At 58.3% G+C, this 18,285-nt stretch carries 16 protein-coding genes; 7 read left to right on the top strand and 9 right to left on the bottom strand.

Annotation, left to right across the window (positions count from 1 at the left end; translation table 11 throughout):
* Nucleotides 1-99: 99 nt before the first annotated feature.
* From LEP6406_RS0220865 to LEP6406_RS0220845, 4 genes are all read left to right on the top strand, one after another.
* Nucleotides 100-801, top strand: a complete 702-nt coding sequence (locus tag LEP6406_RS0220865; RefSeq protein ID WP_008312302.1) for a DUF1626 domain-containing protein — start codon at nucleotides 100-102, stop codon at nucleotides 799-801.
* A gap of 795 nt (nucleotides 802-1,596) precedes the next feature.
* Nucleotides 1,597-2,748, top strand: coding sequence for a pyridoxal-phosphate-dependent aminotransferase family protein (locus tag LEP6406_RS0220855; protein WP_008314123.1), 1,152 nt, complete (start codon nucleotides 1,597-1,599; stop codon nucleotides 2,746-2,748).
* A gap of 235 nt (nucleotides 2,749-2,983) precedes the next feature.
* Nucleotides 2,984-3,814, top strand: coding sequence for a precorrin-4 C(11)-methyltransferase (gene cobM / locus LEP6406_RS0220850; RefSeq protein WP_008314121.1), 831 nt, complete (start codon nucleotides 2,984-2,986; stop codon nucleotides 3,812-3,814).
* A gap of 34 nt (nucleotides 3,815-3,848) precedes the next feature.
* Complete coding sequence (locus LEP6406_RS0220845) at nucleotides 3,849-5,240, top strand: 1-acyl-sn-glycerol-3-phosphate acyltransferase (protein WP_008314119.1); 1,392 nt, start codon at nucleotides 3,849-3,851, stop codon at nucleotides 5,238-5,240.
* An 8-nt stretch (nucleotides 5,241-5,248) separates the two neighbouring features.
* Here the strand turns inward: LEP6406_RS0220845 and LEP6406_RS0220840 are convergent, their stop codons facing one another.
* Nucleotides 5,249-6,232, bottom strand: coding sequence for an RNA polymerase sigma factor, RpoD/SigA family (locus LEP6406_RS0220840; RefSeq protein ID WP_008314117.1), 984 nt, complete (start codon nucleotides 6,230-6,232; stop codon nucleotides 5,249-5,251).
* 631 nt (nucleotides 6,233-6,863) lie between these two features.
* Between LEP6406_RS0220840 and LEP6406_RS0220835 the strand changes: the two genes are divergently transcribed.
* Complete coding sequence (locus LEP6406_RS0220835; protein WP_051463966.1) at nucleotides 6,864-8,105, top strand: D-alanyl-D-alanine carboxypeptidase; 1,242 nt, start codon at nucleotides 6,864-6,866, stop codon at nucleotides 8,103-8,105.
* On the opposite strand, the gene LEP6406_RS0220830 is transcribed toward LEP6406_RS0220835, so the two are convergent.
* The 5 genes from LEP6406_RS0220830 to msrA are packed head-to-tail and all read right to left on the bottom strand — an operon-like array spanning nucleotide 8,099 to nucleotide 12,536.
* Nucleotides 8,099-9,022: a putative selenate ABC transporter substrate-binding protein gene (locus tag LEP6406_RS0220830; RefSeq protein ID WP_008314113.1), complete on the bottom strand. Its 924-nt coding sequence runs from the start codon at nucleotides 9,020-9,022 to the stop codon at nucleotides 8,099-8,101. The two genes, LEP6406_RS0220835 and LEP6406_RS0220830, sit on opposite strands and share 7 nt — an antisense overlap.
* 15 nt (nucleotides 9,023-9,037) lie before the next feature.
* Nucleotides 9,038-10,021, bottom strand: a complete 984-nt coding sequence (locus LEP6406_RS29115; protein WP_008314111.1) for a type III pantothenate kinase — start codon at nucleotides 10,019-10,021, stop codon at nucleotides 9,038-9,040.
* A gap of 13 nt (nucleotides 10,022-10,034) precedes the next feature.
* Complete coding sequence (locus LEP6406_RS0220820; RefSeq protein ID WP_008314108.1) at nucleotides 10,035-11,297, bottom strand: glycerate kinase type-2 family protein; 1,263 nt, start codon at nucleotides 11,295-11,297, stop codon at nucleotides 10,035-10,037.
* Nucleotides 11,294-11,857, bottom strand: a complete 564-nt coding sequence (locus LEP6406_RS0220815) for a Uma2 family endonuclease (RefSeq protein WP_008314106.1) — start codon at nucleotides 11,855-11,857, stop codon at nucleotides 11,294-11,296. The genes LEP6406_RS0220820 and LEP6406_RS0220815 overlap by 4 nt, the downstream gene beginning before the upstream one ends.
* Before the next feature lie 22 nt (nucleotides 11,858-11,879).
* Nucleotides 11,880-12,536 (bottom strand): peptide-methionine (S)-S-oxide reductase MsrA, encoded by a 657-nt coding sequence (msrA, locus tag LEP6406_RS0220810; protein ID WP_008314103.1) that lies wholly within the window; start codon nucleotides 12,534-12,536, stop codon nucleotides 11,880-11,882.
* 202 nt (nucleotides 12,537-12,738) lie between these two features.
* On the opposite strand from msrA, the gene LEP6406_RS0220805 reads away from it, so the two are divergent.
* Both LEP6406_RS0220805 and LEP6406_RS0220800 read left to right on the top strand, forming a co-directional pair.
* Nucleotides 12,739-14,133, top strand: a complete 1,395-nt coding sequence (locus tag LEP6406_RS0220805; RefSeq protein ID WP_008314101.1) for an NCS2 family permease — start codon at nucleotides 12,739-12,741, stop codon at nucleotides 14,131-14,133.
* 157 nt (nucleotides 14,134-14,290) lie between these two features.
* Nucleotides 14,291-15,166, top strand: coding sequence for a hypothetical protein (locus LEP6406_RS0220800; RefSeq protein ID WP_225886591.1), 876 nt, complete (start codon nucleotides 14,291-14,293; stop codon nucleotides 15,164-15,166).
* On the opposite strand, the gene LEP6406_RS0220795 is transcribed toward LEP6406_RS0220800, so the two are convergent.
* From LEP6406_RS0220795 to LEP6406_RS0220785, 3 genes are all read right to left on the bottom strand, one after another.
* Complete coding sequence (locus LEP6406_RS0220795; RefSeq protein WP_008314098.1) at nucleotides 15,163-16,674, bottom strand: DEAD/DEAH box helicase family protein; 1,512 nt, start codon at nucleotides 16,672-16,674, stop codon at nucleotides 15,163-15,165. The two genes, LEP6406_RS0220800 and LEP6406_RS0220795, sit on opposite strands and share 4 nt — an antisense overlap.
* A complete protein-coding gene (locus LEP6406_RS30600; protein WP_008314096.1) occupies nucleotides 16,643-17,566 on the bottom strand; it encodes a tetratricopeptide repeat protein in 924 nt (307 codons plus the stop codon). Before LEP6406_RS30600 ends, LEP6406_RS0220795 begins: the two co-directional genes overlap by 32 nt.
* A gap of 73 nt (nucleotides 17,567-17,639) precedes the next feature.
* A complete protein-coding gene (locus LEP6406_RS0220785) occupies nucleotides 17,640-18,236 on the bottom strand; it encodes a TIGR04376 family protein (RefSeq protein ID WP_008314094.1) in 597 nt (198 codons plus the stop codon).
* Nucleotides 18,237-18,285 lie beyond the last annotated feature (49 nt).

Genomic DNA, 18,285 nt, shown 5'->3' with positions numbered 1-18,285 from the left:
GAGGATTTTGTCTTGGGGCTGTTGTTATGGCATTGGCATTGGATACCGCAACGAACTGAATACAATAAAACTATGTTCCTCGAAACGCCCTGACTTGCCATGGCCACCACCACCGATGACATTTGGCGGATTCTGAATGAACTGGCAATTTCTCAGAAAGAGCTGTCCGACTCTCAGAAAGAGCTGTCCGACTCTCAAAAAGAGTTGTCCGACGCGCAAAAAGAGCTGTCCGACGCTCAAAAAGAAACCGATCGCCAGTTCCATCTTCAAGTAGAAGAGAACGATCGCAAGTTCCGCCTGCAAGTAGAAGAGAACGATCGCAAGTTCCGCCTGCAAGTAGAAGAGAACGATCGCCGCATGAAACAACTGCAACAGGAACTCGGCAAACTGGGCAACCGCTTGGGGGAATTCGTGGAGTGGCAAGTGCGGCCTGCGGTGTTGCGCCTATTTCAACAGCGGGGTATTGAAGTTCATGAAATCCTGCCGGAGGTGTCGATCCAGCGGGGTGACGCGGGGTTTGAGATCGACCTCCTAGTGGTCAACACCACCGAAGCTATCCTCGTGGAAGTGAAAAGCAAGCTGTCTCAAGGGGATGTGGATGAGCACCTAGAGCGACTCGCGAAGTTCAAGCAATTGATGCCCCGCTACAGCGATGTGCAGGCTATGGGTGCAGTGGCGGGGATGGTGGTGCCGCAGGAGGTGGCCCGCTATGCCTATCGCAAGGGGTTGTTTGTCTTGGCCCAGTCGGGGGAGACGGTGGAGATTTTGAACGATGATCGGTTCCAGCCGAGAACTTGGTGAGGGTGGGGGAGTGTTGGGGTGATGGGGTGTTGGGGTGATGGGGTGTTGGGGTGATAGGTGGCAGAAAGTTTTGAGTTTTGAGTTTTGAATTGATCCCGTAGGGGGGCGGTTTCCGCGCCCAATGCAGGGGGTGACAGATAGATTTCGTAGGGGCAATCCCTTGTGGTTGCCCTTGTTGCTGGATGACCGGTATTGGGGTGGGTAGGGGCGAGCGGCGCTCGCTCTTGCAGGGGTGTTGGGGTTATTTCCGTAGGGGCCATCCCTTGGCTGTGCTCAAGGAACCTCTTCCTACCATCCCCTCTTGGGAGGGGTGCCCGAAGGGCGGGGTGGGTCAGGGATGACCGGTATTGGGGTGGGTAGGGGCGAGCGGCGCTCGCTCTTGCAGGGGTGTTGGGGTTATTTCCGTAGGGGCCATCCCTTGGCTGTGCTCAAGGAACCTCTTCCTACCATCCCCTCTTGGGAGGGGTGCCCGAAGGGCGGGGTGGGTCAGGGGTGACCGATATTGGGGCGTGGGGGTAGGGGCGCGGTTTCCGCGCCCAATGCAGAATGTCGCCGTAGGGGCGGGTTTGGCTCGTATTGACTGGGGAATTCAGCATGGGAGGCTCAAAACCCGCCCTGCCCAGTTTCCGGGTGACTGGAGCGTCTGGGGAGATGTCCCCACGCTCCAGCGTGGGGACATTTTTCAAGACACCGAAAATTTCGTTCCCCAGACTCCAAAGGTTTCAGTCCAGGGCTGAAAACTTATGTAATGCTGGGAAATGCGCTTTTTGTTGACGATTACCCCTAGGCACGCCGATGGATGACAAATTTATGCTGATGATTCCGGGACCGACCCCGGTGCCTGAAAGCGTTTTGCTGGCCCAGGCCAAGCACCTCATTGGCCACCGCAGTGGTGAGTTCAGCCAAATCATGGCGGATATCACCGAAAACCTGAAGTGGCTACACCAAACCCAAAATGACGTGTTGATGGTGACCGCCAGCGGCACTGGGGCCATGGAAGCGGGCATTATCAATGTTCTCAGTAGCGGCGATCGCGTTTTGGTGGGCAGCAATGGCAAATTTGGTGATCGCTGGGCCAAGCTTTGCCGCGCCTATGGACTACAGGTGGACACCGTTGAAGCGGAGTGGGGCAAACCCCTAGAGCCCGCTGCCTTCCAATCCGCCCTAGAGGCAGATGCGGCAAAGTCCATCAAAGCCGTCATTGTTACCCACAGCGAAACCTCCGCTGGCGTGATCAACGACCTGGAAGCCATTGCCCAACTCGTGAAAGCCCATGGGGAAGCGCTGATGGTGGTGGATGCGGTCACCAGTTTGGGGGCCTGTAGTGTTCCTATGGATGCCTGGGGGCTCGACGTGGTGGCTTCTGGTTCCCAAAAGGGCTATATGGTGCCGCCCGGATTGGGCTTTGTGGCCATGAGCGATCGCGCTTGGGCTGCCCAGAAAACCTCAAATTTGCCCAAGTTTTACTTTGACCTTGCCGCCTATCGCAAGGATGGGGCCAAAAACACCACTCCCTTTACGCCGCCCGTGAGCCTCTTTTTTGCGCTCCAGGTGGCCTTGAAGATGATGCGGGAGGAGGGGCTAGAGGCCATCTTTGCCCGCCATGCGCGACTGCAACAGGCTACCCGCGCCGCGATGACCGCCCTGAACCTACCGCTGTTTGCCGCAGATGACTGTGCCAGTCCAGCGGTCACTGCCGTCATGCCCCAGGGGGTTGAGGCGGAGCAGATTCGCTCCACTATGCGGAAGCGGTTTGACATTGCTCTGGCCGGGGGCCAAGACCATCTGAAGGGAAAAATCTTTCGGGTGGGGCACCTGGGTTTTGTGTGCGATCGCGATATCCTGACCGCCGTTAGTGCCCTAGAGGCTACGCTGGCCAGTCTCGGAGCCGAGGGCTTTAGTCCCGGTGCAGGCTTGACCGCCGCTCAGAAAGTGTTGTCTGCCTAACCCTCTGGATATCCTCGCTGTTCTTGATACCTCTCCTTAATCGGGTATCAGCTCAAAGCGGGACAAATCTCTTGGGGAGGAGTTAGAAGTTAGGAGCCAGAATCTAGGAGAGTACTGGATTCTGACTCCTGATTCCTGAATTCCTCGGAACCAATATTGTCTCGGCTTACGTTGATGCCCCCTTAATCCAAGGAGAGGTTTTGCGAAACTCTGAATTTTTTCTGAATTTTTATAGATGCCCCCAGTTCTCCAGTCCATTCCCGATATGACCGAGTCCCCGGTCCCCAGTGCCCTGACCCCTGGGGTCTACATCGTCGGGGCAGGGCCAGGGGATCCGGATCTGCTGACGCTGCGGGGGCTGCGGCTGTTGCAGCAGGCCGATGTGATTCTCTATGCCAATTCCCTCGTGCCTCAGCAGGTGCTGGACTGGACCCGCCCCGAGGCAGAGCGAATCGCCACCGCCAGCCTGACGCTGGAGAGCATTGTGCCTCTGATGGTGGAGCGGGTGCAGTCGGGTAAGTCGGTGGTGCGGCTCCAGTCTGGGGATCCCAGCCTTTACAGTGCTATCCACGAACAGATGGATCTGCTGGCGACAGCGGCGGTACCTTTTGAAGTGGTTCCCGGTATCAGCGCCTTCCAGGCTGCTGCTGCCAAGCTGAAGGTGGAGTTGACGGTGCCGGGGCTGGTGCAGTCTATTATCCTCACCCGCATCAGTGGCCGCACTCAGGTACCGGAGGCGGAGGAACTGACTTCCCTAGCTGCCCATCAAGCCAGCCTCTGCCTCTATCTCAGTGCTCGCCATGTAGAGGCATCCCAGGCTAAGCTACTGGCCCATTACCCTGCCGATACCCCGGTGGCTATTTGCTATCGTTTGGGGTGGCCGGACGAGGTGATTGCCCTGACGACCCTGGCGGAAATGGCGGTTGTGACGCGGCAGCGGGATCTAATTCGCACGACGCTGTATGTGATTAGCCCTGCGCTGCGGGCTGCTCCAGCGCGATCGCGACTTTACAATCCTGAACACACCCATCTATTTCGTCCTCGGCCCCTAACGTCCAAACCCTAGAATTTCGAGCCTTCAGATATCCCCTGCCCCTGCCATGGCCCCCTCCTCCACTGGTGCTCAGCCTCCCCTAGAATTTCTACCCCCCGCCTTTGATGCCAAGGTCCATTGGCTGGTTAAGACCCTACTGCCCCTATGGATGCGCTGGCGCAGTAGCGTCAAAACCGTCCACATCGAGGGCACCGAGACCTTGGTGCGGCTGTTTCAAGACTTCCAAAACCAGCAGGTGCGGTTTCTGATTGCCTTTCGCCATCCCAGCCCCGAAGACGCCTATTGTCTGGGTCACCTGATCTGGTGTGAAATGCCCCGAGTGGCCAAGCAACTGGGCATTCCCCTAACCGCCATTCCCCATGTCCATTTCATTTACGATCGCGGCATTCCCCTCTGGGCCGGTCGGGGGGTGGGCTGGCTCTACCGTAAACTGGGGGGCACCCCCATCCAGCGGGGTAAGGTGGATCGTCAGGGCCTCAAGTCCGTTCGCCAGCTCTTTGCCCAGGGACAATTTCCCCTGGCGGCGGCCCCTGAAGGCGGCAACAATGGCCACACCGAGATCATTAGCCCCCTAGAGCCGGGAATTGCCCAGTTTGGCTTTTGGTGTGCCGAAGATTTGCAAAAGTGCGATCGCACCGAGACCGTAGTAATTGTTCCCCTGGGGATTCGCTATCTGTACCAGACACCCCCCTGGACCGCTCTCGGGGAGTTACTCACCACCCTAGAGCGAGACTGCGGCCTGACCCCGACGGCGGCTCCACTATCCCCGACCCCAGCCACGGCGGCGGTAGAGGTGCGTGCCCTTTATCCCCGCTTGATTGCCCTAGGAAACCATTTGCTCACGCTGATGGAGGGGTACTACCGCGACTTTTACCACGCCCCCATTGCCCAGGGAACCGAGGACTCGGCAGGGGCAGATCTGGCCCAACGGCTGCAAACCCTACTAGACACCGCCTTGGGGGTAGCGGAAGCCTTTTTTCAGCTTCCGGGTAAGGGCAGCGTCATCGATCGCTGCCGTCGTATTGAGCAGGCGGGGTGGGACTGGATCTATCGGGAGGAACTCCGCGATCACCGGCACCTCTCGACGGTAGAACGGGGCCTCGCCGACCGTATTGCCGAAGAAGCCTCCCTCCGTATGTGGCACATGCGATTGGTGGAAAGTTTTGTGGCGGTCACGGGTCAGTATGTACGGGAAAAACCCACCGTTGAACGCTTTGCAGAAACTCTGCTGCTGCTGAGGGACACCCTGACCCTGATCAAGGGGGAAAATCCTTTTCCCCGCCCCTATCTCGGGCTTCAAGTAGCCCAGCTCACGGTCGGGACGCCCCTATCCGTGAGCGATCGCATTCCGGCCTACCGCCAAAGTCGTCGTCAAGCCGTCGCCGACCTCACCCAGGATCTACAAACCGCCCTAGAGGGGCTGATTGGGGCAGCCTAAAGGGGCGATTAACTGGCCAGATAGGCCCGCACATTGGCCTTGCGGCGGCGCAGGTGCTTGAGGGCCTGCTGTTCGAGCTGGCGCACCCGTTCTCGGCTGATATTGAGGCGGTTGCCCACCTTCGCTAGAGACAGCTCGTTACCGTCGTTGAGGCCGTAGCGCAGGGTGATGACTTCCTGCTGTTGGGGGGTCAACTCCGCCAACAGGGTTTGGATATCCTGCTTCAAGGACTCTCGCACGGTAAAGTCTTCGGGGGAGGCGGTGTCATCCTCTAACAGCTCTTGCAGCTCCGTATCTTGGTTGTCGCCGATGCGGACATCTAGGGAAATGGGCTGACGGGCCATGGTTAGGTACTCTCGTACCTGGGTCACCTCTAGCTCTAGGGCTTCAGCGATTTCCCCCACCGTGGCGCTGCGCCCCAGGGTTTGGGAGAGTTCCCGCTGAACCCGCTTGATTTTGTTGAGCTTTTCGGTGATGTGGATGGGTAGGCGAATGGTGCGGGCCTGCTGGGCGATGGCTCGGGTGATGGCCTGCCGAATCCACCAGTAGGCATAGGTGGAGAATTTATAGCCCTTCATGGGGTCAAATTTTTCCACGCCTCGCTCTAGTCCCAGGGTGCCTTCCTGAATCAGGTCGAGGAACTCTAGGTTGCGCTTTTGGTACTTTTTCGCGATCGCAACCACGAGGCGCAGATTGGCCTCAATCATCTGACGCTTAGCCTGCTCCCCCTCGTGCAGTTGCTGAGTGAGGGTGGCTGTATCCAAATGTGCCGCCCCGGCCCATTCCTGATCGCTGGGGTCTTGGCCGAGGGACTCCTTCATTTGCGTCTTCAGATCTAGCAGGGTCATGAACTGCTGAACCTGCTTGCCCAATACAATTTCCTGTTCGTGGGTCAACAAAGGTACCCGCCCGATCTCGTGGAGATAGGTGCGCACAGCGTCGGCGGTGAAGAGGGGCTTGGCTTTGGAGTTACGGGCTTTGGCTTTGGGCATCGGATATGGCCTCCACTGACGATGCGGTCCCCATGGGTAACCGATGGGGCGGTGAAAACTCGGAATCGTTATGAGTTTGCTTACTATAGTAAAGCAACTCTGCTGTTGCGTAAAGTGCTACCAATGTAGCTTGTGTAGTACGTCTCAGGAAACCTTTTACCCAGAGAGGTCGGAGATGGCTGGAGGATCTCTAGATGAGGAACTCTATTTAGAATGCGATCTCCGCTCAATGGACATGGGTAGGTCATCCCCCCCGGAAAACCGAATGTTTGTTCTAGTCTGTATTTACTGATTATTCCCTCTTTTTTTGGTGTAAGTAATAGGGTAAGTCCCAAATTTTCGATTGATTACAGATTGCCTGTAGCACTGATCCCCGAGGGCTGATCGGTGTCACCTTGAATCTCTAGAAACTGCCAACCTCGATCATGGTCGGGCTAGGTGAAGCTCCCGTGATAGGGGGATGAAAATTTCATGACAACGCTGGGACAGGGTCAGGATAAAGCTAGGATGTTGGCCGATGTGTGACCCCGGTGACAGGATGACTCCGGTGATAATATTTCCCCCAATTCTTGGGTTCTTGGGCTTTTTGGCCTTTCTCTGGGGAGGGACTACCCTGCGGCTCCTTCAGCCTATGTCTTGGCCTGAGGGGGTGACGATGGTGGAGTGGCGGGCTCCCTGGATTGCTCAGATGATGGCCCCAGATCCTGTGGTGGAGGCCATTGTAGATCAGTATCTCGCGAATTTAGAGGGTCTGGGATTCGCCCCAGAAACCCAAGGGGTCTGGATTCAAACTGGAATAACTGCGATCGCGAGTAACCAGGGCACCGTACCCCTCTCCGCCGCCTCCCTGACCAAACTAGCGACGACCTTGGCAGCCCTAGGAGCGTGGCCCATTGACCATCGCTTCGAGACACGGTTAGGACGACGCGGCACCGTGGTAGACGGCGTTCTCCAGGGGGATTTGGTCGTGCTGGGGGGCAGCGACCCCTACTTTGTCTGGGAGGAGGCGATCGCCTTGGGCCATGCCCTCCAGCAGGCGGGCATTCAACGGGTGACGGGAAATTTGGTGATTCTGGGGGATTTCACCATGAACTTTGAGGTCGATCCCCAGCGATCGGGGGAGATGCTGCGGCAGGGGATCAATGCCGATCTCTGGCCCTGGGAGGCACGGCAGCAGTACGACACCTTACCCCCCGGCATTCCCCAGCCCCAGGTTGAGGTTGAGGGCACTGTCGTCGTGGGCAATCCCCAGGCAATAAATGAAGTTTCTGGCTGGGTGCTGCGCCACCAGTCCCTACCCCTGGTAGCCCTGCTGAAGGCCATGAATATCTACAGTAACAACGCTATGGCGGAGGGTATTGCCCAAACCGTGGGGGGTGTTAACACGGTTACCGCGATAGCTGCGGAGCAAGCCCAGCTTTCAGTGGCGGAAATTCGCCTCATCAACGGCTCCGGGTTGGGGGTCGAAAATCGTATCTCCCCTCGGGCGGTGGTGGCGATGCTGATGGCCACCCAGCGTAAACTCGCTCCCCATGGTCTCTCCATTGCCGATGTCATGCCGGTATTTGGGCAGGACGTAGGCACCTTACAAGGCCGAGATCTGCCCCCCCAATCGGCCTTGAAAACGGGAAGTTTGGCCGCAGTGAGTTCCTTGGCAGGATTTTTCCCCACCCGCGATCGCGGTCCGGTGTGGTTTGCAATCTTGAACGAGGGCTATAACCTGGAGGGCTTTCGAGCGCGACAGGATGTGCTCCTTGCCGCCCTCCAGGACCACTGGGGCGCAGCCCCCGCCCCCGAGACGTTTCAGCCCCAGGTAAAGTTGGGCCAGCCCCCCTATCAACTGGGAGATCCGGCCCGAAACCAGCCCTATTGAATCTTGCCGATCTCCCGCCCCACCGCCTCAATTTGGTCGTAGTTGCTGTTCTCGGTTTCGATGAAGCTTTCGGCCCCAAAGAGGTCCAGAATTTCCTGATGTTCGGGGATGCTGGGATCCAGTTTGAGCAGGGCGGCTTGGACCTTCTGGATAAAGTTGGCCCCGTAGCGCTCCTCAACCACGGGACTAATCACCCAGTGGTAGTCGTAGTAAGCAGGGGTGCGCCAGATTACCTGTACCTGGGTCTCATCCACATCCCCCGCCGCAATCCGCGATTCCCACACCTGCTCATTCAGCACGCCGATTTCATAGGTGCCCGCCTCCACCAACTTGATGGTGGCGTCGTGGTTGCCCGAGAATCCCGGCTCCCCTTGGAAGTCCGCTAGCTCAACCCCCCCCTCTTGGAGAAAGTACTGGGGCATCAATCGACCTGAGGTGGAAGACTCGCTACCAAAGGTGAGGGAATGGCCCTTGAGGGCGGTAAGGCCGCTGATGTCGCTGATTTCCGTCAGACCGCTACGACTGTTGGCAATGAAGACACTGTGAAAGTTAGCATCAATATCTCGCTGGGCGATGGCCTGGGCTCCTTCAACTTGGAGACGGGCTTGGACCCCCGTGAGTCCCCCAAACCACACCAGATCCAGATCCCCTACCCGAAAGGCGGTCACCGCCGCTGCATAGTCAGTGACGGGGCGGTATTCCACCGGAACACCCAGCTCCGTAGACAGGTAATCTGCGAGGATTTCGTAAAGGCGCTGAACTTTTTCTGGATCCTGATCGGGGATGGCTCCGACTTGGAGGGGCGGCAGGGTCTCCTCCAGGCCGGAGGGGGTTCCCCCGCCACAGGCGACAATCGCACCTGCGATCGCGAGTCCTAGACAGCCGGAAAGTACAGTTCTGCGTAGTATTCTGATCATGGAAATGCTTTGTTCTTATAGCGACTTGGACTGATCTTGAGCCCAGGCGCGGGCCTGTTGAAGTCCCCAGAAGGGGATCTCAGAATCGTGATACAGAACGAGATTCAATCCCGTTAGAGCGATGCTCTGGGGAGACGCTGCAAGGGCATCCCCAGGGATTGGGACAGGATGGCCTAGCCTGGAGTGAATCAAATCATAGATTATCCCCCCGTCTCCCCCGGTAAAGACGACGGAACTCTGGGGGAAATCTGTGGCCCAGGCGGTGAGGTAGTCCTCCACGGTGGCGGCAATGCTGTGGAGAATGCCGCTGCGAATGGCGCTGGGGGTATCGGTGGCCCAGCGGTAGCGTCGATCCACCAACGCCCGATCCGGCGGGGCTACCGCTACAGTGGGCAGGGCAGCGGTGTGTTGCCCCAGGGCACGGAACTGCATCCCCACACCGGGCAGAATGGCTCCCCCCAGGAGGACGGGAGGGTCTGCGCCCGGTTTTTGGCCATTGCCCCCAGCGGTGAAGGTCAGGGCTGTGCCCCCATCCACCACTAGGACCGGCCAGCCGTAGCGGGCTCCCGCCCCCAGCAGATTTAGAGCGCGATCGATGCCTAGGGTGGGGTACAGGTTGCCCAGGGGTAGGTTCTCCAGGGTGATTTCCCGCCAGCCGAAATACTCCTGCCACAGGACAGTTTGATGGGGGACAACGGAGGCGCTGTAGAGGGGCACGGCACCCCAGTCTGGGGGCAGGGATACATCCTGCTCCAGAAGGGCAGCCGTTTGTTCACCTCCCTCCAGCGCGTCTTGAACTGTTGCGGTTGCCAATATTCGGCCCCACTGAGATGAGGCAAACCCAGACTGGTAAAGGGCAATAGCCTCCTCTGGTTGCAGATGGCGGCTATGCCACTGCATCAACAAATCCCCCCCCGCAAAGGCTCCCCAGTGCAGGCGAGTATTGCCTACGATCAGAGCTAACCAGCGGTGCTCCGGTGCGGCGAATATTGCTGCCATACAGCCCCGGCCCTCACGGCTCAATCAAGATGGCTCGGAAGTCGTTCACATTCGTCAGGGTCGGTCCTGTGTCCACTAGGGCATCCAGGGCGGCAAAGAAGCTGTAGCTGTCGTGGCGGGCTAGGTAGTCGGCGGCGTTGAGATCGCGATCGCCGCCCCGTTGCAGAATGTCAGGGGTGAGGATTGCTCCGGCATTGGTTTCACTACCATCAATACCATCGGTGTCCCCCGCGATCGCCCACACCTTTTCTAGGCCGTTCAGTGCTACCGCCAGAGACAGCAAAAATTCCCCATTACGCCCCCCTCGACCGCCGCTACCCGTCACCGTCACCGTGGTTTCACCTCCCGAAAGAATCACACAGGGAGGCGTGATCGGCTGACCATACTGCACTACCTGATGGGCAATACCGCTGTGGACGATACCCACCTGTTTCGCTTCCCCCTCAATGGCACTGCCGAGGATCAGTGGTGTATAGCCTAAAGCTTGAGCCTTCGCTGCTGCGGCCTCCAGGGATTGCTGGGGGGTGGCAATCAGATGGTTCGTGGTCGTCGCCAGACGGGGATCGCTAGGGGCAATGACAGGATTGGGATCCCGCTGAAGGTAGTCCAGCACCACTGGCGGCACATCAATGGCGTAGTGGATCAGAATCCCTAGGGTGTCTTGGGCGGTAACGGTATCACCAACAGTTGGACCAGAGGCGATCGCCCGCAAATTGTCCCCCGGCACATCGGAAATCAGCAGCGACACCACCTGGGCTGGGTAGGCCGCCGCCGCCAGCCGTCCCCCCGAGGAGCGGGACAGGGTCTTGCGGACCGTATTCATGGCCACGATATCGGCCCCGGAGCGCAGCAATTGGCGATTGATATCCGCCAGTATTGCCAGGGAAATGTCCTCCGGCGGCAGGGTCAGCAGGGCCGATCCGCCACCGGAAATCAGGCAGAGAACCAAATCCTCTGGTCCCAGGGGAGCCACAGTTTGCCAGATCTGTTCTGCTGCTGCCCTACCCTTCTCATCGGGGACGGGGTGGGCTGCCTCCAAGACTTGAATCCGCTCTGTGGGAACGCCGTGGCCATAGCGGGTGACTACAACGCCCTCTAGGGGACCGGGCCACACCTGCTCCACCGCTCGGGCCATGGCGGCGGCGGATTTACCCGCCCCCACCACCACCGTTCTACCCGCTGGGGGGGCGGGCAAAAACTGGGGGATGCGTAGCTCGGGCTGGGCCGCTGCTATGGCGGTATCAAACAGCGATCGCAACGTTTCCAAAGGCGTCATGGATTCACCCTTAACCAGCCAAACACCTGCTCCGCCGTCAATGCCAAATCGATTCCCGGCAACACGGGCAGCGGATCTGTCCCCAGCATCTCATCGGGAAGACGATCTGGGTAGAACACAAACACTATCCGAGTCAAAGGATCCACCAGCCAACCTAACTGGCTGCCATGGCGCAGACAGTGCAGCAAATTGCGCGTGACCCGTGTCTCTTGCTGCTGGGGAGACAGAATTTCAATGACCCAGTCTGGGGCAAACTCAATGCCCGTGGCAACAATTTCACCGGATACCGACACCGGCACCCGAGCCAAGGGCAGGATAGCAATATCAGGCACGATAGACCGATCGCCAAAGGTACACCGCAATTCCGGTAAAGCTTCTAGCCCACCATTAGCATTTTCAATCGCTTGGACAAGGCGCTTTTGCAAACGACTATGTTGACCTCCTGGCATCGGCTTTTGGACCGCCTCTCCGTTGACGAACTCCCAGGCAGGGGAGTCTTCAATACTAGAGCACTGCAAAAAATCCTTTAGCAGCAATGATGGAGCTGGGGCGATCGTCATTCTGCCTCGACCCTCCTACAACTTATACAGCCAACCCCACAGGACAAGCGACGCCGACGCCGCCGAGACCACAGTAGCCGCCGGGATTCTTGGCTAGATACTGCTGGTGATACTCCTCAGCGTAGTAAAACTCAGGAGCCGCCAGAATTTCCGTGGTGATGTCCCCTCCGTGGCCCGCTTGCTTGAGCGCCGCCTGGTAGGAATCACGGGATGCCTCCGCCTGTTGCTGCTGAACCTCGGAATAGGTGTAGATGCCAGAACGGTATTGGGTGCCTGTGTCATTGCCCTGGCGCATGCCCTGAGTGGGGTTATGGTTTTCCCAAAACACCTTCAGCAGGGTCTCGTAGCTGACTTGGCTGGGGTCAAACACCACACGCACCACCTCATTATGGCCCGTCATCCCCGAGCAGACCTCCCGATAGGTGGGGTTAGGGGTGTGGCCAGCGGCATAGCCCACTGCCGTGGAGTAAACGCCCTCGGTTTGCCAGAATTTGCGCTCAGCGCCCCAAAAGCAACCCATCCCAAAGAGGGCGAGTTCCATCCCGGCAGGAAAGGGAGGCGTAATGTCGTGACCATTCACGTAATGAGCCTTGGGTACAGCAAGGGCTTCACTACGGCCCGGAAGGGCTTCGCTGGGGTCAGGAATAGAGAGCTTTTTGCCAAAGCCAAATAACACCATGGGGGAAACCAAAATTTAGAAACGCCGTTGACTTCCACTATAGCGATGGTGCTGGGGAGGGGGCGAAATGTTCAAGGGCAGCGATTGGGGTGGGTAAAACCGTATTAGAATTCGCCCCATTCCGTCCCTCTTGATATCCGATTACCTTGATAGATGCATGAACAATTCCGAATCTCCTGAAAAATCACCGGCACCCTCTGGCATGGTGACCGCGATGGCCCCTGTGGGCCGGTCTCTGACCATCGCGGGTTTTTTCGACTTTGAGGGATTGCAAACCAACCTCCGCACCGAAATCGTAGCGGGCATCACCACCTTTATCACCATGGCCTACATCCTGGTGGTGAACCCCGACATCCTCTCCAACGCCATTTTCCTGACCGAAACTGGCGACTTGTTTGGAGAACTGGTGGTAGCCACAGGGATTTCGGCGGCAATTGCCACCGCCATTATGGGGATTCTGGCCAAATACCCCATCGCCCTTGCCCCCGGCATGGGGCTCAATGCCTTCTTCGCCTTTTCCGTGGTGCTGGGCCTAGGAATTGAATGGCGGGTGGCCCTAGCGGCAGTCTTAATCGAGGGCATTCTCTTTATCATCCTCACCTTGACCAACCTGCGGGCAGCCATTATCAAAGCCATTCCCGAAGGGTTAAAGCGGGCCACCGCTGCGGGCATCGGCCTGTTTATCGCCTATATAGCCTTGTCAGGGGATCCGGACTTTGGCGGGGCGGGCATCATCGTCGCCTACGGCCCCACCAAAACCGCCCTAGGGGATCTGGGGCGACCGGAAACCCTGATGGCGATCGCGGGAATTCTGATTGCCTCCGCCTTCCTGGCCCGCCGCATCAAGGGCGCACTGCTGTGGGGAATTCTGGCCACAGCAGCCCTGGGGTGGATTTTGGGCATTTCCCCCTGGCCCCAGGGAGTTGTGGGATTGCCCCTCTGGCCTACTGATTTGTTTGGCCAAGCCTTTGTCGGGCTGGGGCAAATTGGCAGCGTGGGCATCACCAATTTCCTCGTGGTCATGTTCGTGTTTCTGTTTGTGGACCTGTTTGACACCATTGGCACCCTCTCGGGCATCGGCATTCAAGCGGGCTATGTGAATGAACAGGGGGAACTGCCCCGCGCCAATCAGGCATTGTTGGCGGATGCGGTGGGGACGACAGCGGGAGCCATTCTCGGTACCTCCACCGTCACCAGCTATATTGAGTCCGCCTCGGGCATTGCCGAGGGCGGACGGTCGGGCTTTGCTGCGGTGGTGACGGCCCTGTGTTTTCTGGGGGCCATCTTTTTTATTCCCCTACTGTCGGCGATTCCGGGCTATGCGACGGCCTCAGCCCTGCTACTGGTGGGGGTGTTGATGATGGGCAGTGCCGCCAGTATTCGCTGGTCTGACCCAGCGGAGGCCATTCCCTGTTTCCTCACCATCCTGCTCATGCCCTTGACCTATTCCATCGCCGAGGGTCTGGCGGTAGGCTTTATTGCCTATCCGCTGATCAAGACCTTCCAGGGGAAGTTTCAGGAAATTGGATGGGTGGTCTGGCTGTTAGCAGCCATCTTCCTGTTGCGTTTTGTGTTGATGGGGTTGGGGATTGCCTGAGATGAGGCTTCTCCCTTGTCCCCACTGCGGCCCTGTGTGAGCATAATCAAGGCAACTCACTTCACAGGCAGTCAACGTGGTACAGGTGGCACCAAAGGGCCGCAATTTCCCCTGGGCAGAGGATTTTGCTCCCCGTCTCCAGACTGGTTTGAGCCAGATGGGCCAAATCAATCCTCCCTATTCCCGCCTTTCTCGCCGCTATGGCCGCTGGTTTGCTCTAGCCCTGATGGCAGCTTTGGTGGACGGCAAACTTCTCCTAGCGGTGGCGGTGGGGCTGGGGGTATATCGCTACGCGATCGCGCCCTCCTTCTCCTCGCGATCGCTGGGGATCTCCCTGGGGCAGCATCTCAGGCGGATGTGCCAGGGCTTCGGCCAGCGCAGTGGAGCCTTGCCCTGGGTGGTGGGCACTGGAGCGTTTGGCGCAACTTACCTGACGGCAGCGTTGTGGGCCGAGGTGGGGGGGTGGCCGACCCTAGCCTTTGTTAGTCTTGGGGGGCTGAATGTCCTAACGCTGTTGCTGTTGTGGCAGAACCGCAATGGTCAGGGACCAGCCCCCAGGGACCATCGCGGTGCCCTGTCCCCTTCTGAGGGATTTGGATTTGCCCCCCAGCGCCAGCCTCCCCTGCAAAGGCACTCTGCGACTCAGGCTGTGGTTGCCGCCCCCGGTCAGCGAGACCTGTCCCATCTCGATCTATCCCATCTTGAACAGCGCTGGCAGCACCTCTATGATGCCGATCCCCTAAAGCGATTAATCGCAGTGCGCTGGCTGGCCCAATGGGGGCTCCAGGATGCCCAAGGTGAAGCAGCCTACCTACCGGGGACTGAGATTTCAGTGCGATCGCACCTTGCTGATTGCTATCACCTCATGCTCACCCAGGAGCCTGAACCCGCTGTGCGGGCAGCCCTTCGGGATGCCCTGGGCCTACTGAAACCCAAACCCCAACTTAGCCCCGGCCAACCCCCCATGCCGCCCCTGAGGGCTCCTGTAGTCCCTGCCACCTGCCACCGTCCAGTGGAATACCTAGAACCCTAGTCCTTCTCTGGCGACTCAGGCTCAGGCCACGGGGGAGAGGACTCCGCTGCTAGGGGCGTAGACCGATCCCCTGTCCCATAGGGCAGCAGTTCCAACTGCCCGGTCCCGCGCCGGGGGGAGGGCGTGCGACGACGACGGGAGGTGGCTTCCTCACTGGTTTCCTCCGCAATCACTTCGTACAGAATCGCCCGCTTGGATCCTGATCCCTTCCTCAAAATTCGCCCCAAGCGCTGGATATACTCCCGCGTCGAGCCCGTCCCCGACAGGAGAATGGCAACCCGTGCATCCGGCACATCCACCCCCTCATTCAACACATGGGATACCACCAGGGTTGGATAGACTCCAGAACGAAACCGTTCCAGCACCACCTGCCGCTCCTTCACCGGGGTTTGGTGGGTGATGGCGGGGATCAGAAAATCCTGGGAAATGCGATACACCGTCTGATTGTCATTGGTAAAAATCAGCACTCGTTCAGGGTGGTGCTGCGCCAGCAGATCCGTCAAAATTCGCAGCTTACCCTCCGTACCCAGGGCGATGGTCTTAGCCTCCCGGTGGGCCAGCATCGCCCGCCGTCCCGCTTGGGACTGGGCGCTAGCCTGGACAAACCGTTGCCAGCCCTCTACGCTCCCCAGCCAGATATTGGCCCCCTGGAGAAAGGTGTTGCGCTGTTGAATTAAGCGGTCGTAGCGGACCCGTTCCAGATCACTCAGAGGGACTTTGATTGGCACAATGTCGTAGGGAGCCAGGGCCGTGCCCGCCAGATCCTCCGGCTGCTGCTCATAGACAATAGGGCCAATCAGGGTATCTAAATCCCCATGGCGACCGTCGCTGCGGTCGGGGGTGGCGGTGAGCCCCAGACGATAGGGTGCGATCGCATATTCCGCAATCACCCGATTAAAGCTACTGGGCAAGTGATGACATTCATCACAGATCAGCAGTCCATAGCGATTACCCAGAGTTTCCGCATGAATGGCAGCACTGTCATAGGTCGCCACCAAAATAGCAGTGCAATTGCCAGAATCAGAACCCAGACCATCGCGGGATCCGCCCCCCAGCAGTCCCACCGCCGTCCCCGGAAATGCCTGGAGCAACTGGTCATACCACTGGTGCATCAGGTCCAAAGTAGGCACCGTAATCAAGGTGCTGCGAGGGGTGGCCGCCACAGCCATTTGAGCCAGATAGGTCTTCCCCGCCGCCGTAGGCAAAACCACAACCCCCCGGCGTCCCGCCACCTTCCAGGCCCGCAGCGCCTCCGCCTGGTGAGGATAGGGGGTGCGCTGCAACTGGGGCGTTAACGCCAGGGGAGTAAACCCTTTGGCATCGTCAGTAAAGGACACTCCGTCCCGCTGAAGCGTTTCCACCAGAGCCCGATATTGGCAGGCAGGGACGCGAAATTTTTCAACTCGATCATCCCAGGTGGCAAATTCAACCCAGGCTTTGCCCCCAGGCGGGGGATGGAGAATCAGAGTACCGCGATCAAAAGTCAGCCTGGGTATCCGGGCCATCATCTAGGACAGAATACTCCTGCCAGTTTACGGTATCTTCCCCCGAATCATCTGGGGCCGACACGTCTGGTATCTGTAAAAGAGCTTGAAAGACCCCCGTGCTTAGAACCTCGCTAAAGCTAGGATCAGTTTTAACCGTGGTGCGACTAAGAGCAGGGTTCAACACCATAGCCTCCTGGAGATACCAGGCAGCCTGCTCCGCATCACCCTGGAGAGCATAGGACACTGCCTTACCGTAGGTCGCATTGGGATTAGGCGTTTTGAAACGGATTGATCGGTCAAAGCTAGCCTGAGCCTCGGCGAACCGGTGCAGCTTGTTGAGCATCAGCCCCCGATAGGTCCAGGCATAGTAACAGTCCCGCTTAATCGCCACCGCCGTATCTAAGCTGCTGAGGGCATCGGCATAGCGGCGGAGATTAGCCATAGCAACGGCACGGTTGTACCAGGCTCGATGACTCTGGGGCTGGCGGTCAATCATGGCATCAAAGCTTTCAATTGCCTCCGAGTAGCGTTGCAGGCGCATTAGAGTTTTACCCCGGTTATACCAGGCTTTACTGTCTTCAGGATCCAGGGCCAAGGCACGATCCAAACTTTCAAGAGCAGCGTCATACTGTCGCTGTTTCGCTTGTACTACTCCTCGCCCATGCCAAGCCAAGGCATACCTAGCATTCAAGGCTAGCGATCGTTGAAAGCTTTCCAGAGCCTCGTCATAGCGTTTTAACTCATAGAGGGCATAGCCTCGGTAAGCCCAGGCTTCTGTGTAGCGCGGAGTCAAAGCCAGAACCCGATCAAACTTATCAATGGCGGCACTATAGCGGCCCAGACTATACAGGGCGCTAGCTTGGCCGTACCAAACCTGAGACTCTTGGGAGGAAGGGCTAGACAAAGTAGACACAAACCAAGGGGGACGATAGTGCTAGACAATCTGGAGCCCGTCTGGAGCCCGCCGGCAGGCATTAGGGCTACTTTCAGCGCCCCATCTGGCGTTTTAGATCCTCTAATTCTGCTTCGGTCTCCCAACGCTGGAAGGTTTCCTCCAGAGGATCCCCGAAGGATTGGCTGCTGCGGTAGGGACTTTCGTTCCAACCTGCCGTACCCCAGGGCTCCGCAGCGGGGGACGTCTGCTGGGCTTTTTGGGTGGCGCGGTCAGCTTCCGCCTGCACGATTTTCGCCTTCAACTCTCGACGCTTGGTGTGGATTTGTTGTTGAAGAGTACGAGTTTTTTCGACTTGATCTTGGATGCCCTTCATCTGGCCCCAGAAATGATTTCCCTGGCGCAGTAGAGCTGCTTCCCGCTCCTGAGCGGATTGTACTAAATCCAGGCGATTAGCGGATTGGGCCTTTCGCACCCGTTGATGCCAGCGCTGCACCTCTTGGGCAGTATCAAGAATACTGTCCTCTAGCTGTTTTTGGCGTCGCTTTAGATCCCCCAGGAGGGCAATAGCATCCTGCTCTTGGCCCCGAAGTTGTTCTTCAAGGGCCATCAGTTCTAGATGGGGATGAGCCTGGAGAAACTGATCGAGACGACTTTCTAAAAAACGACTGAGATCTTCAAAAATGCCCATTGGGGCTGCTCCAGAGACGGCACTGGGGTCTTTCCGACCCAGTATCTAA

Origin of the sequence: Leptolyngbya sp. PCC 6406 (genome assembly GCF_000332095.2) — a bacterium.
In the GTDB taxonomy this organism is placed as follows: domain Bacteria; phylum Cyanobacteriota; class Cyanobacteriia; order Phormidesmidales; family Phormidesmidaceae; genus PCC-6406.
Note: the sequence above shows the minus strand (reverse complement) of the source record. Positions and strands in the feature narration are given on the sequence as shown.